This is a genomic window from Mucilaginibacter sp. JRF, assembly GCF_015223065.1.
Taxonomy (GTDB): Bacteria; Bacteroidota; Bacteroidia; order Sphingobacteriales; family Sphingobacteriaceae; genus Mucilaginibacter.
Map to the genome: position 1 here is coordinate 337,063 of NZ_JADFBY010000002.1, position 13,284 is coordinate 350,346.

The window sequence follows — 13,284 nt, forward strand, 5'->3', positions numbered from 1 at the left end:
CCTACAAGCCTGCTTTTTTGTTATTAAGGGCTGCGAGTTGTAGCTCAAATAATTCCTTTTTGAACTTGAACGTACGCTCGTTTATTACATCAAAGTAACTGACCAATGCACCCTCAAGCGCGCCAATGGCTTCATTGTCATAATTGGGATGTGTAAAGTATGTCCATTTATTTGATATGTATTTTTCAATGGCTTCCGCTTGTTCAGGGGTAGTAACAGCCTTGTATATGTTGCTGTTGGCTATCTCGTTCAGGCGTTCCTTTAAGCGCTTTTCAACTTTGTATAGCTGGTTAACTGCACGCTCAATATCAGCATAAGGCATAGTATTGAACAACGGCGATAGCGCCGCCCATGTATTGCTGTATACCTCATAGTCATTACTATCCTGCTCCTGGTATTTAAATAACAGGGCATAATCATCTTTTAGCTTTTGTTGTTCGCCAGCATCAGCATTGGTGTAGGCCGTAATAAACAGTTGCTTATCCAGTTCCTTTATCTGGTTTTCGGCATCTTGCTGCTCCTGTACCAAAATATCCTTAACAGCGCTTGCTTCAATACTTTTGTATTTCGATCCTTTAAAGTCAAAGGTCTTTACGCTTTTTTCAACACGCTTTTCAATAATATCATCCAGTTTGGCAATATCATCGGCAAGCGAGTTAACACGTTTGGGCAGGTTGCTTTTCTCGTCGGTAAAAATGTAGGTAAATGTAAGGCCGGTGTTGGTGTTTTGCGCTTGTTGTATGGCTTCGTCAATATCAAAAGTATTTACCGGGCGCCTGTTATAATAGCCCCGGTATTCGGGTTGATAATTGTCATCATCAACCTGTTTGTAATAAGTTGTTTTAAAAGACGCGAAATCAACTTTTACAAACTGGTTGCTATCGTTAATAGATGAGTACATTCTATCCGTAAACTCACATTGCAGTTGTTCGGCGTGGTTAAACAATGTCCAGGCGCTGTCGTCCTCAACGGGTTGCTGAATGTTCAGTGCCTCAAGCGCAGCCTCCCTATCCTTGCTTGAAGGGTGTGATGCCCATTGATCTTCAATAACTACCTGCTCGTTATCAAGCGCGGCAATACGATGGCTTACCACTGGCAGCCCGTTAGCATCAAACGCAAGCTGGTTATGTGCCGAAAAATGTTTAATGATTTCGCTATGTTGCGGGTAGAAGTTATCGGCCCGTTTTTTATTATTTATCTCGGCATTCCAATAGTTTAGTATGGTATTGTAGCACATGCTGCCAATACCAATTCGCCTTGATGCGGTAACGGCATTGTTTGAGCCTGCAACATAAGCCGATATAGCATCGGCATGAAACTCCATTTGCCTTGATAAGCCCATGTGGTTCTTGTTCAAAAGCACATATACTTTTTGAAGTATAAACTGTATGCCTTTAATAATTTGCACATTTAGCCAAGCCGTGGCTCTAAAAAAGGAGTGGAAGCCTGCCCATTTATCAATAATGCGTTCGTAGCTTTCGTTATCATACAGCATGTTGTATATCACCTTGTTCATGTTATATACATAGCTGCCGAATTTCATGCTGCGTTGCGAAAAGTGACCGAACTCGTGCGCCAATACCGATTTAAACTCCGACCGGTTAAGACTGTTCACCAATCCCAGGCCGATAGTAAGATTTTTACGCACCGGCAAAAACATGCTCCAAAAGCTGGAGTTGTAGTGAACCGAAGCATTAACCTCTGGCGATAGGTAAACGTGTTTCGGGAAATCGGTACCTGTTTCGGTGGTTAACTGCCTGATAAAGCTGAACAGTTCGGGCTGGTCGGCCTCGAATATTTCGTAACGGCCATCAGTATCCTCACCGGTTTTTTTGAAGATGAATTTGATAACAAAGTAAACCAGCATCAGCCCCGAAAATATGAGCCCAAGGCCAAGCGCTAATGTTACCCAATGTATTTTTAATGCCATAAGGCCCACGCCCAAGGCGCCAAATATTACGGCACAAACTATTGCGCCTAATAGTAATAGCAGGTAAACAATAACAAACAGCACAATGGCATTTACCGAGCGCATTATTTGTTGCCTGAAAGCTTTTGAGGGTTGAATTATCGATCTGTCGGGTTTAGGATGTGTTGTGGTATTCATGAAATAAAGCAAAGGTTATTACCGGCTCAAAATAATAAGTTTTGGGCTAATACAAAAAAAGGCTATGTAATTATTACATAGCCTTTCCATTAATATTGTTAAAACCGTTATTTCAGTATGCTTTCAATACCGGCCAGTTCATCTGCCGAGAATTGGATATTATCCAGCGCTTTCAGCGAGTCGGCTAATTGCTCGGGTTTGCTGGCGCCTATCAGTACCGATGTTATGCGTTCATCCTTCAGCAACCAGGCCAGGGCCATTTGGGCCAGACTTTGACCACGTTGTACGGCAATATCATTCAACTGTTTTATTTGGCTGATGCGTGCCTCGGTAACCTGATCCTTCTGTAAAAACCCGGTTGATTTTGCCGCACGAGAATCCTCCGGAATACCATTCAGATATTTGTTGGTAAGCAGCCCCTGCGCCAATGGCGAGAAAGGGATGCAGCCTACGCCGTTATCTTCCAAAACCTCCAGCAAACCGCCCTCAACCCAACGCTCAAACATAGAGTATTTAGGCTGATGAATAAGGCATGGCGTACCCAGCTGCTTCAATATTTTGATGGCTTCTTCGGCTTGATCTGCCGGATAGTTGGATATACCGGCGTACAATGCCTTACCCTGACGCACGATCAGATCCAACGCTTGCATGGTTTCTTCAAGCGGTGTTTCCGGATCAGGGCGGTGATGGTAGAAGATGTCGACATAATCCAGCTCCATGCGTTTCAGGCTCTGATCTAAACTGGCTACCAGGTATTTTTTTGAACCCCAATCGCCGTACGGACCATCCCACATGGTATAACCTGCCTTGCTCGATATGATCATTTCATCACGATAGCCCCTGAAATCGGCTTTCAATATCTTACCAAAATTCTCCTCGGCCGATCCCGGAGGCGGGCCGTAGTTGTTTGCCAGGTCAAAGTGAGTGATGCCACTGTCGAAAGCCAGGTGCAGTATTTTTTGGTAATTGCTGTAAACATCTACATGGCCAAAGTTATGCCACAGGCCTAATGATATAGCGGGCAGCTTAATGCCGCTTTTACCGCAACGGCGGTATTGCATGTTCTGATATCTGTTTTTTGCAGGTTGATATGTCATTATATTTTAATGAGTTGGTTGGCGGTAAAAATAGGCTTTTGAGGCAAACGCGGTATTAAATTATCACGTTTTTTAACGAATGAGCAAAAGTGTGTGCTGCGCTACTTAACTATCTCGGCCACCACAAAGGTGCTGCCCCCGGCAAATACCAGATCGTTAGCCCCGGCCGCTATCTGCGCGGCATTGAGCGCCGATGTTACCGATGGATAAGTATCGCCCGTTAAACCAAAACCATTGGCCATAACCTGCAAGTCCTCCGCGGCAAGTCCGCGCGGAATATCAGGTTTGCAGAAGTAATAGTTGGCATCCTTCGGCAGCATGGCCAGTACCTTGCTTATGTCCTTATCGTTCACCATGCCTATTACAAAGTGCAGTTGCCGGTACTTAACGGTGGCAATGTTTTTCAGTACTTCCTCAACACCGTCGGGGTTATGGCCGGTATCGCATATAGTTAGGGGCGAGGTGCTGAGTACTTCCCAGCGACCGTGCAAGCCGGTTAATACTTTTACCTGTCTAAGGGCTTGTTGTACATGCTCATCGGTTATTATAAAACCTTGCGTGCGCAACTGTTCAACCGCTTGCAAAACGCCTTTTATGTTTTTTTGCTGATAGGTGCCGGTAAGGTCAATATCCAGTTGATATGTTTGGCTGCCGTTGTTAGCGGTAATGTTTTTATGTATCAAGGCATCATCCTGTTGCCCGGTAACTTCTACCTGCCACACATCGGCCGCGAAGGTGATATGGGCATTTAGCTCTTGAGCCTTTTTGATGAACACATCGGCCACCTCATCCTGCCGTTCGCTGATGATGACGGGGATATTGGGTTTGATGATGCCCGCCTTTTCGCCAGCAATCTCTGGCAGGGTATTGCCCAGCATGTTCATGTGGTCCCAACCTATGTTGGTAATGAGCGATAGCAGCGGCGTGATCACGTTGGTACTATCGAGCCTGCCGCCCAAACCTACTTCAACAATGGCTATATCTATATTCTCTTTAACGAAAACATCAAAGGCCAGCGCTACCGTCATCTCAAAAAATGAGGGTTGTATGCGCTCAAAGTCGGCCTTATAGTATTCTACAAAATCAACAACTGTTTGCTCGGGTATCATTTGGCCGTTAACGCGGATGCGTTCCCTGAAATCCTTTAGGTGAGGGGAGGTGTACAGTCCGGTTTTGTAGCCCGCGGTTTGTAATATGGCGGCCAACATGTGCGATGTGGAGCCTTTGCCATTAGTACCGGCAATATGTATGCTTTTGAATTTTTTATGCGGATCGCCCAGCAGTTGGCAAAGGGCAATGGTGTTATCCAGATTATTTTTTATGGCCGATGCCCCAATGCGCGTAAACATAGGCAACTGACTGAACAGATAATCGAGGGTTTCAGCGTAGGTCATATGGTCAGTAGTCAGTAGGCAATGGTCATTGGGCATTAATCATTTGACAATGGTCATTGGTCAGTATATTATAACGATCGTCAATATCTGACAGCAGTAATTGTTTTAATGAATATTCAGTTCACAAATGTCAAGTGACTAATGACCAATCTCCAATGACTAATCACTACTGACCACTCACCAACTTATTGATTCTTAAATACAAATACCTGGGTGTATTTACGGCCATCTGCTGTGCTTGATGATGGTGTTACTTTGGCGTTGCGTACGGCCTGTATACATTTGGTTACCAGGGCATCATCTAACAATGTTGAACCACGACCAACACCGGCACTAATTACGTTGCCGCTATTATCTACCGTAAATTCAATAACTACCTTCCCGTTAAAACGATTGCCCACATCCGGTTTTGAAGGTGCTCTTTCCCATCCCGGTGCTGATGTTGCACCGCCGCCACCGCCTGAGCCTGTACCATCGTAGCTGTTGGTAAGCGTGGTACCGGTTGTTTTGCCCTGGTTGCCCGGGGTGTTGCCTGTACCATCGCCGCTGCCGGTGCCATTGTTGGTTTTGCCCTTAAACAAAGCATTTTGGTTTACCACCGGTTTGGTTTCGGTTTTGTTGGGCTTGGTGGCTACCGTTGGGCTTGGAGTTTTGGTATTGGCGGCCACTTCGGGCGCGTCCTCGTTATTTTGGGTAACTACATTTTTGTCGCTGTTATCGGCCTGCACCTTTTCCTCAGTTGGTGGGGCAGGGGTAACTTTGTCGGGGCGGGTATTGTTCGCCTTTTCAGCTACCGATGGTTCTTCCATGCTCATGTAAGCATCGCCCATACCTTCGTCAACAGTACCATAGTTCACCAAAATACCCCCGGTGCCATCCTCCTGCTTGGGCAGCGAATGCAGCACTATAAAGTAGCTCAGCGCAAGCACCACAGCCAGTATAATGCCCGTTGCCAAAAATGCCTTGGGATAATTATTTTCTTCGCGGTAATCCATTCTTTTCAGTGTGCAGTATTCAGTTTGCAGTTTCCGGTTGGCAGTTGCCAGTTTTCAGTTACCAGTTCGCGGTGGGCAGTTTGCAGTTATCAGTGTCGTTATTAGTTTCCGATTCTCAATTTGCATTGATATAAGTCAACTGCAAACTGTGCCAACTGCAAACTGCCAACTGAGCTAACTGAACTATCCTTTCTTCTCCGTTGCTAATACCAGTTTAATGTTCAGTTTTTGTGCTATGTCCATTACCTGTACCACATCCTGTATGGCTACGGTACGGTCAACATATAAAACTATGGTCAATTCTGTTGCCAAACTTTTGTAGCCGCCAAGGGTAGCTTCCAGCTGATCAACAGGGGTTTCCTTTTTATCAACGTAATATTTCAGATCCTTGGTTACCGATACCGTGATGGTTTTTTTAGAAACCGATTGGCCTGATGATGATTTTGGCAGCATCAGCTTAATCACGTTCGGGTTGGTAACTGTTGACGCGATGAGGAAGAACAGCAGCAGGAAGAACATGATGTCGTTCAGCGCCGAGGTATGCACCTCAGCCGTTACGCGTCCGTGTCTTTTTCTCAGGTTCATTTGCTTGGTTCTTCTAACAGGTCAATAAATTCAATAGCGTCGGTTTCCAGTTTCAGTATCACTTTATCAACCATCATGTTCAATACGTGGTGGCAAACGTAAGCTACGATACCCACAAACAAACCTGCTGCCGAGGTTACCATTTTTACGTATAAACCGCCTGATATTACACCCATGCTGATGTTATCAGTTTTTGAGATGTTATAGAATATCTGGATAACACCCGCGATAGTACCCAGGAACCCGAACATGGGCGCTATACCGGCTACTATACCTATGATGCCGATATTTTTTTCAAGCTTTGATACCTCAAGCTTACCCACGTTTTCAATAGCGCCTTCAATATCCTTTATCGGCCTGCCTATACGTAATAAGCCTTTTTGCAGCATACGGCCAAGCGGTGTATTGCTGTTGCGGCATATAGCCACGGCCGATTGCAGGTTGCCCGACATAATGCTGGCACGTACCTGCGCCATCAGGCTCGATTCATCCTTAGCGGCTTTGCGTATGGTGAAATATCTTTCAAAAAATATAACTAAGCCTAACACAGCTAAAATACCAATGGGAATCATCACCCAGCCGCCTTTCAGTATCAGGTCGCCAAAGCGCAAATCATCAGCCGGTACAGTAGGTACTGCCGCGTTGTTCACTGTATCAGCCATTTGTGCAGCCGTATCTGCAATCTGTAGTAATAGTGTCATTGTTTTTTAGTGATTTCCAGGGGATATAGATCATCCCGTACTTTTTTTGATTGTTTGAGTTTATTTATTTCTTTATATGCATCTGCAAGTGATTTACAGGTAGCTATTACAACCCTATGCTTTCTGCCATGACCCGGCTCTGCTAAGATGTAGGCGTCCATGCCTATTTTTTTATAATTAACTATGCACTGCTCTGCTTCTTCAATTTTTGTGAACGAACCACCAATAACAACCGCGTAAGGGTAAGCCATTTTCAGCGGATTTGTATTTACTGCTGTTGTTGGTTTAGCTTTTTCCGGCGATGTTTTCGCGGGTTCTTTAGTTGCCGGTTTTTCGGCCTCCGGTTGCTTTTCAGTTTCCGGCTGCGGATTTATTACGGTGGTTTTTACCGTATCGTTCAGGCTCATGTTTTGCTGAGCCTCGCCCTGTACATTGGTATCGGCCGCCTTGCCTGCCGGTGCCACACTTGTGGTATCGGTTTTTGGCGTATCGGCCTGGTTGGCCAATGTATCGGTAACCGGTACCGGTACAGGTGCAGCCTGTTTGTTGCCCATGCCCAGCAGCTGCGGGTTGTACATATATAAACCAACGCCCGCTACACCCAACAAGGCAATTACTATAGCCGTAATTACCCAAACGTTTAAACCGCGTTTTTCGTCTTCAACATATTCAACCTCCGAGTTATCCATTATAGGGTCGGTGAATTGCGTGGCGGGTTCCAACTTAATCTCGGTAACCTCAGCAGGAGGAACAATAACAGGCTCCGGTTGCGGGGTTACAGCGGCTGGCTCAATTACCTCGGGCTGCTCAACTACAGGTGCTTGCTCAACTACCGGCGCTTCTTCAACAACCGGTGGTAGGGCAGGCTCCTGCGGTTCAATAATAACCCTTGGCGGAGGCTGCAAAATAACCGTTGTGGTTTTAACAACCGTTTGGCCTTTTTTAGGCAGATCAATTGCCGGTAAACCAAAGTAGGCTTTGCTGCCCGCGGATTTGTCGGCATTCCTGAAAACTATTTTGCTGCCCTCGTTACGCAGCCAGCCCTTATCGCCAATGGCAAAATCACGAATGGCACTTTCCAACACAATATCATTTACATAGCGATCAACAAAATACTTTGCCGATGCCATGGAGATGTTCTTTTTTTGTGAGATGAATTCGGCAAAGGTATCATTACTGCTTACCGGCCGCTGTTCAAACTCCAGCGATTGGCCCGGCGGGTAAACACGTGCCTCATCATCATTATAAAAGGCATTTGCCCGTGCATAATAAAAACGACCCAAGCCCGGTATACTCACCTCGCCACGTTGCCCCAGTAATTCTATCAAGTAGTAGGCTAAGTCCATTCCCGTAAAAGTACAAAAAAACTAAAACGCGTAACCAACGCCGCCAAAAATATTGAAAGCATAGTTATTATAATACAGCCACGTTGGGTTTGTATTGTTAAGTATGTTATTTACCTGTACAAATACGGTAAATTGCTTGTTTACCTTGTACTCGGCGCCGCCATTAAGGTCAACAAACGATTTTATCTCAACACGTTGAAAATCATTAGCTACGCTGCTTGTCGGGTCAAATATCCTGTCGTAAGCGTTGCCGCGTATCAGTAACGAGCCGTTAATGTTCACCTTATCACTAATGCGGATGATGGTACCGGCGGTCAGTTTAAACTTAGGCATGTTCCAGGCCTGCTCCTCGGTGTTCATCTTGTAATCCTTAAATTCGGCACGGCCAAATATATTCAGATCGTCAGTAGCCTTAAAGTCAAGCTCGCCGGTAAAGCCGCTAACAGTAGCGGTACCGTCATCATAAATTACGTTGAATTTATTGTTTGCGCCAATGGTTGAAAAGCCGGCCACGAACAGCGGCATATCCTTAACACTGTTGCGGAAGAAGGTAGCCTTAAAGCCCAGCCCCGGTGCCAGTGTGCCTTTTAAACCCGCGCTTAACGCTAAGCGGTCGGCAGAGTTTTTAAGGGTGATGTTTTCGTTGATGAACGGATTGGTTTCTGCAAAATCGCGGATGGATGCTTTGTTGATATCGCCCTTCGCTTCGGCAAACAAACGCACATATTTAGGTATCACCTGGAACTCCAGCTTAGCCGCCGGGAAAATAGAGAAACGGCTGCTCAAACCAAACTCCTTGGTAATGTTTACACCCGCGTCTATCTTATAATTCTCACCCTGGAATTTAATGTAAGGGTTCAGGCGGATGATGCTGTTGCTGTACGAATACAGGCTATCCTTTTGCGTACCCAGATCAAGCGATGCCGCCAAACCCGCGTAAAACTGCTTAACGGTTTGGTTGATAAAGCCCGACAATACCAGGTTATTCTCCTTAGCGTTGAACGAGTTGTTGAACACGTAACCGTTCAGTTTTAAGGCATACGTAAAATCATTCTCTACATCACGATAGTTCTTGGCCAGTTCACCCTCGGCAGACAGGGTGTTGAACGCTTGTTTTTGCGGATCAAACTGCGTTGGTGTTTCCAGATCGCGGTTGTAGCCGTAAAAATTCACACCACGGCGTTTGTAACCAATGGTACCACGCATGGTATGCTCATCAGTAATGCTTTTGCCAAATACGCCCAGCTCGTTACGGCTCTCATTTTGTTTGTTGAATGATGATGAACCTTGCGAAAAGTGCTTGATGTAACCACCAACCTGCAAAGCCTCGTCGGCACCGTTTGAGAAGTAGCCCTCGCCAAAAGTGGTTTTCATGCTACCCAAGCCACCCTTAACATAGTTATTGGTCGGTATCGAGTCGCGCTCAGGCGGGCGTTTCATGGCCTCGAGCTGTTGTATCTCGTTATCCTTAGTTAAACGCTTATCAACCGAACTGTAGGTTAACGGCGCCTTAAAAGGTGTCTTATCTTCCAGATCAGGGTTACGGCGTATCTTCACCGCGTCGGCCAGTACCGGTTTGTACGATGTAGTTACCACGATCTCCTCAGATATGGCTCCACCCTCGTTAGGTTTGTTGTTTTGCCCTGCTTTCTTGGTAGTATCCTGTACGGTTTTTGATGCCGCGTCGCCCAGTTTTTTGGCATTGTTTTGCGATGCCGGTGTGGCGGTTTTTTGCCCTTTTTTAGTAGTGTTCTTAACCTGCGCGCCGGCCGGCATAACGTAGCATGCTGTTAGCGCGGTGAACAATATATAGGTGTATCTTAATTTCATGTGTCTGTTGCTCGTTGGTTCTCGTTGATGGTTCCTGTTATTGCTGGGTGGTGTCCTGCACGGCAGTGCCGGTAGTATCGGTACTGTCGGTTTTTGTAGTTTCAGGTGTTATCTTGATACCTTTAAGTTTAGCCAGTTTTTGTTTCGCATCGGTTAGTACATCATCCTTAACAGCGTAATTGTCAACAATACTTTGCAGGGTGGCGGTAGCCTGGTAATTATCCTTTAGCTTGATGTAGTTATCAGCCAGCAAAACAAATGTTTTGGCGGCCCAGTACTCATAGTTCTGGAAATCCTTGGCTATCTCAAAACATGTTTTTTGCGATGCCTTGTATTTACCCTGATTATATTCAATTAAAGCGATGTTGTACTTAGCCTCGGCCGCAGCAACGGTTTTGGTGTTGCTGATAGTATAGTTGAACTCCTTGATAGCGGCATCAGTATTACCCAATTCAAGGTTAGCCTTACCGGCATATAAACCTGTACGGAATTTATCTTCCTGCCCGGTCTTTTCATTCGCGCGAACAATGCCCACGTATTTCAACACATCGTCAGACATCTGCATCTGATCGTAGCAGTACAACAACGTGTTAACCGCGTAGGTATAATCGGCCTTGTACTCCGAGTTGGTTTCCAAACGCTTAAGGAATACCACGGCATCATTATATTTCTTTTGTGAGATATAAAGTTTAGCCATGCTGATCAATGATTTTTCGGTATAAGCACTGGTCCAGTCGTTCAGGATGAAGTTGTAATCAACCACAGCCTCCTGTGTACGGCCCAGGTTAGCCAATCCCTGCGCACGCAGGTAACGGGCTTGCTTGTCATATATCTGCTTGGTAGGGAATTTATCCAAGTAGGCATTCACCGCGTTCACCGTTCCCTGCCAGTCGCCTTTAAGGTACAGGTTGTTGGCAGCGGTTATCATGATGCTTTCCTGCTCGGCAGTGGTATAGTTACCGATGGAGGTGGTACCCGCGTAGTTAATGAATGTTTGCGCGTCGCCCTTATCGGTATAGATCTTCTCAACCTGTTTCAACGCCTGCTTAGCCTCATCGCTCGATGGATAGTCGGACACTACCTTCTTGAACGATTCAACCGCTACATCATCCTGGTTGCCGTTGTAGTCTATCAAACCAATGGTAACAATGGCACGTGGTACGTAGCTGCTTCGCGGGTACTTCTGTATCATGGCTTGCAGATCAGTTTTGGCGCGTACACCATCATTTTTCAGGAAGTAAGTATAGGCTATCTCGAACGAGGCGTCATCCGCGTAATCTGAATTAGGGAACTGCTGCAACACATCATTCAGGGTGGCTATCTTGGTATCGTAGTTACCCTGCAAACCCTGTATCACACCACGCTGAAACAAGGCGTAATCCTCACCCTTGGTTTTTTGCGCGATAATGCGGTTATAATACTCCATTGCCTTGCCGTAGCTTTTCATTACAAAATAGCTATCGCCAATACGGGTGGTGGCATCATTAACCGTATTAGGATCTTTTTCGGTACCCTGTAAAAAGCGCTCGAAGTATTTAGCGGCCTTACCGTATTGCTCATCATAAAATGCGGCGTAGGCAAGGGCGTAGTTAGCGTAGTTGCTCAGGTTGGTTTGCTTAGCTTCGGGCATGGCCAAAAACTTCTCGAAGTTCTCAACCGATTCGCCGTACTTACGCACCTCGTACATGGCCTCGGCCATCCAGTAGGTGGTAAGCGCCTGTATCTGCGGATCAACAGGTGCTGTAAGCGAACGCAGAAATACGCCGATGGCATTCTCAAAAGCACGCTCGTTATAAAACTCCAAACCACGATAATAGGTTACTTTTTGGTAAGCCGTACGTGCGCTGATGGATTTATTAGGGATAGGCTCCAGTATCTCAACCGCCTCACGGTAGTTGCGTGCGTTAAGCAATACCTCGCCCAATAATATCTTAGCCTCCTCGGTACGTGCCGAGCGTGGGTAATTCTTTAAATAAGTACGGGTAGCCTCAAGCGCTGCCGTGTTAAAGTCAAGCTCGTACGATAGTTTGGCGTAGTTAAACAACGCGTCCTCCTGTATCTGCTTATCAAAATCAAGCCTTGATGCGGTTTGGTAAGCGGTACGTGCGCCCTGCTTGTTGTTTTGTTTCAGGAAGATGTCGCCCAGGGTATAGTTACCGCTTTGGCTGTAAGTATCGGCCTGGCCAACCAATTTCTTTAATTCGGTAGCGGCCTTGTTAAGGTTGCCGGTTTTGTAGTGGGCGTAACCTATTTGGTAGCTATCCTGCGTATTCTGTGTTTTGTTCTGGTCGCGATCTTGGAAACGGTTATAATAACTCACCGCCTGCGGATAGTTGGCCTTAGCAAAGTACGATGCAGCTATGATGCGCAGCATCTCGGTTTCGTTTTGCTGCTTGGTGTTGTTTACAATAGGTACCGCATAGCTCAGCACATCATCATAACGTTTATCTAAAAAGTAAACCGCTGTGATATAATATGGGTAGCTGGCTTCATACTTTTTTGAGTTTTTTAATTTCTCAAAATTGGACAGCGCCAAATGATAATCCTTATTTAAATACGCTATGTAGGCAAAATAGTACGTAGCATCCTCAGTAAAGGCTGAGCGTTTGTTCTTTACGTCGGCAAAAAGCTTTTGGGCGTTCACCATATCGCCGGTGGCGAAGTAGGCGTAGCCCTTACGAAATTTGTACTCGGTATTTTCACGGCCATTCAATTCGCCTGCCTCAACTTTGTTGAACCACTCAAGCGCTTCCTTATACTTGCCTTGTTTAAAGTACGATTTACCTACCTGGAAAAAGGCCAGCTTTGAAAGCGGGTTCTCCGGATGCTCTTTTATAAAGCGCTGAAACATGCTCTCGGCATCGTCGCTGCCCGATTCAAGGGCGCAAAGCGCTTCGTAATAGTGTGAATTTTCTTTGATTAATGAAATTTCTGACTCAAAGCCCGGCTGGTTGCTGGTGCGGATCTTTGAGGCTTCAACAAGCTTAAACTGCTCGGCTGCCGCAACATATTTGCCCTTGTCTAACAAGTCAAGCGCGGTGTGGTATGTTTTATAAATATGGAACGACGGATTTTGCTGAGCCTGGGCCTGTGATACTAAAAATGCTGCTGTGGGCAGCACAATATATTTAAGTTTTATCATACGGTGCGTACTTACGGTTGCGCTAAAATAGCTAAACGGCAAAGATGCAATCCACCTTAGTATTTAACAAGTGTGGAAAACATTTTT

The 13,284-nt window shown here is 45.8% G+C and carries 9 protein-coding genes; all 9 read right to left on the reverse strand.

The window, feature by feature from the left end:
• Window position 1: 1 nt before the first annotated feature.
• Window positions 2–2,107, reverse strand: coding sequence for a M48 family metallopeptidase (locus IM792_RS06890; RefSeq protein WP_194101098.1), 2,106 nt, complete (start codon window positions 2,105–2,107; stop codon window positions 2–4).
• 107 nt (window positions 2,108–2,214) lie between these two features.
• Window positions 2,215–3,204, reverse strand: coding sequence for an L-glyceraldehyde 3-phosphate reductase (mgrA, locus tag IM792_RS06895; RefSeq protein ID WP_194101099.1), 990 nt, complete (start codon window positions 3,202–3,204; stop codon window positions 2,215–2,217).
• A gap of 101 nt (window positions 3,205–3,305) precedes the next feature.
• The gene (locus IM792_RS06900) at window positions 3,306–4,598 is read right to left on the reverse strand and encodes a folylpolyglutamate synthase/dihydrofolate synthase family protein (RefSeq protein ID WP_194101100.1); all 1,293 of its coding nucleotides are present in this window, start codon (window positions 4,596–4,598) and stop codon (window positions 3,306–3,308) included.
• Window positions 4,599–4,783: 185 nt separating this feature from the next.
• Window positions 4,784–5,593 (reverse strand): TonB family protein, encoded by an 810-nt coding sequence (locus IM792_RS06905; RefSeq protein ID WP_194101101.1) that lies wholly within the window; start codon window positions 5,591–5,593, stop codon window positions 4,784–4,786.
• Between the two features lie 183 nt (window positions 5,594–5,776).
• Window positions 5,777–6,178, reverse strand: coding sequence for a biopolymer transporter ExbD (locus IM792_RS06910; RefSeq protein ID WP_194101102.1), 402 nt, complete (start codon window positions 6,176–6,178; stop codon window positions 5,777–5,779).
• Window positions 6,175–6,879 (reverse strand): MotA/TolQ/ExbB proton channel family protein, encoded by a 705-nt coding sequence (locus tag IM792_RS06915; RefSeq protein WP_194101103.1) that lies wholly within the window; start codon window positions 6,877–6,879, stop codon window positions 6,175–6,177. Before IM792_RS06915 ends, IM792_RS06910 begins: the two co-directional genes overlap by 4 nt.
• Window positions 6,876–8,225, reverse strand: coding sequence for an SPOR domain-containing protein (locus IM792_RS06920; RefSeq protein ID WP_194101104.1), 1,350 nt, complete (start codon window positions 8,223–8,225; stop codon window positions 6,876–6,878). The genes IM792_RS06915 and IM792_RS06920 overlap by 4 nt, the downstream gene beginning before the upstream one ends.
• A gap of 21 nt (window positions 8,226–8,246) precedes the next feature.
• On the reverse strand, window positions 8,247–10,055 hold the full coding sequence (locus IM792_RS06925; protein ID WP_194101105.1) for a TonB-dependent receptor: 1,809 nt from the start codon (window positions 10,053–10,055) through the stop codon (window positions 8,247–8,249).
• 37 nt (window positions 10,056–10,092) lie between these two features.
• Window positions 10,093–13,197, reverse strand: a complete 3,105-nt coding sequence (locus tag IM792_RS06930) for a tetratricopeptide repeat protein (protein WP_194101106.1) — start codon at window positions 13,195–13,197, stop codon at window positions 10,093–10,095.
• Between the last annotated feature and the right edge of the window lie 87 nt (window positions 13,198–13,284).

Excerpts from the sequence above, each read along its gene's own strand:
- IM792_RS06905 (WP_194101101.1), bottom strand. The coding sequence starts at position 5,593 with ATGGATTACCGCGAAGAAAATAATTATCCCAAGGCATTTTTGGCAACG.
- mgrA (WP_194101099.1), bottom strand. The coding sequence starts at position 3,204 with ATGACATATCAACCTGCAAAAAACAGATATCAGAACATGCAATACCGC.
- IM792_RS06930 (WP_194101106.1), bottom strand. The coding sequence starts at position 13,197 with ATGATAAAACTTAAATATATTGTGCTGCCCACAGCAGCATTTTTAGTA.
- IM792_RS06920 (WP_194101104.1), bottom strand. The coding sequence starts at position 8,225 with ATGGACTTAGCCTACTACTTGATAGAATTACTGGGGCAACGTGGCGAG.
- IM792_RS06925 (WP_194101105.1), bottom strand. The coding sequence starts at position 10,055 with ATGAAATTAAGATACACCTATATATTGTTCACCGCGCTAACAGCATGC.
- IM792_RS06890 (WP_194101098.1), bottom strand. The coding sequence starts at position 2,107 with ATGAATACCACAACACATCCTAAACCCGACAGATCGATAATTCAACCC.
- IM792_RS06900 (WP_194101100.1), bottom strand. The coding sequence starts at position 4,598 with ATGACCTACGCTGAAACCCTCGATTATCTGTTCAGTCAGTTGCCTATG.
- IM792_RS06910 (WP_194101102.1), bottom strand. The coding sequence starts at position 6,178 with ATGAACCTGAGAAAAAGACACGGACGCGTAACGGCTGAGGTGCATACC.
- IM792_RS06915 (WP_194101103.1), bottom strand. The coding sequence starts at position 6,879 with ATGACACTATTACTACAGATTGCAGATACGGCTGCACAAATGGCTGAT.